Origin of the sequence: Rhodobacter sp. Har01 (assembly GCF_020564565.1) — a bacterium.
Classification (GTDB): Bacteria; Pseudomonadota; Alphaproteobacteria; order Rhodobacterales; family Rhodobacteraceae; genus Pseudogemmobacter.
Genome location: NZ_JAJCTD010000031.1, coordinates 1 through 1357, shown reverse-complemented (window position 1 = coordinate 1357; position 1357 = coordinate 1). Strand labels below are relative to the sequence as shown.

General features: G+C 60.4%; 1 protein-coding gene. It reads right to left on the bottom strand.

What is annotated here, in order from left to right; translation table 11 throughout:
• Positions 1 to 1281, bottom strand: a 1281-nt coding sequence (locus LHP98_RS19265; protein ID WP_227254162.1) for an IS3 family transposase, incomplete at its 3' end; no start/stop codon positions are given.
• Positions 1282 to 1357: the final 76 nt, after the last annotated feature.

The window sequence follows — 1357 nt, the reverse complement described above, 5'->3', positions numbered from 1 at the left end:
GGCCAGGATGGTTTCACCGCGACCGAAGTAGACATCAGCCGGGGTCAGGTTGCCGATGCTCTCGTGACAGCGGTGGTTGTTATAGTGATCGATGAAGGCGGCGATGGCGGTTTCAAGTTCGCCCTTGAGGAAGTAGTTTTCCAGCAGGATGCGGTTCTTGAGGGTCTGGTGCCAGCGCTCGATCTTGCCCTGGGTCTGGGGATGCATCGGCGCGCCGCGGACGTGCTTGATGCCTTTGTCCTCGAGGTATCTGGCCAGATCTTCGGCGATGTAGGACGAGCCATTGTCGCTGAGCAGGCAGGGTTTGTGCAGAACCTTGGCACTCTCGCAGCCGGATGCGGCCAGGGCGATGTCGAGCGTGTCGGTGACGTCCTCGGCCCGCATGGTGCCGCAGAGCTTCCAGCCGACGACGTATCGCGAGTGGTCATCGAGGATGGGCGACAGATAGAACCAGCCCCAACCGATGACCTTGAGATAGGTAAAATCGGTCTGCCACATCTGGTTCGGTGCCGTGGTCTTGTCCTTGAACTCATCGGCCGCCTTGATCACGACATAGGCCGGGCTGGTGATGAGGTCGTGGGACTTGAGCAGGCGATAGACGGAAGCCTCTGACACGAAATACTTTTCTGTATCAGTGAACCGGACCGCCAATTCGCGCGGCGACAGCTCCGGCTCCTCCAGCGCCAGGTCCAGGATCTGACTCCGTACTGCTTCGGGGATCCGGTTCCAGACCCGGGAAGGGGAAGAAGGCCTGTCCTCCAGACCCTCGGGCCCATGTTCGACGAAGCGGTCATACCAACGGTAAAACGTGGTGGGCGGAATGCCGAGCTTGGCCAATGTCCGGCGCACCGGCAGATGCGACTGTTCCACCAGCCGGATGATTTCGAGCTTCTCAGCGGCAGGATACCTCATTCGCCGTCTCCCCCAGCCCCGCTCATGTTTTTTGAGCAGGCGGTTTTCCAGCGTCAGATCCGCCACCAACTCCTTCAGCGCCGTGGCCTCGGCCCGCAACTCCTTCACCTCGCCAGTATTGGCCTGGTGGGCGGTATCGCCAGCCAGCCGCTTCTTGCCAGCCTCAAGGAACTCCTTCGACCAGCTGTAATACAGGCTTTGGGCAATACCCTCCTTGCGACACAGCTCCGCAATGCTGTCTTCGCCGCGAAGGCCGGACAGCACGATCCGGATCTTTTCCTCAGATGAATGCAGCTTGCGCGTCGCGCGCCGGATGTCCTTCACGACCTGTTCGGCAGGCGCCTTCGTCGTCACGAGGTTCTTTCTCATCTCCACCTCCATGTGGGGTCAAGATGAGCCGCAAACCCTCCGCCACGCAATCACGCCAAACTGTTCCATGGGTGCT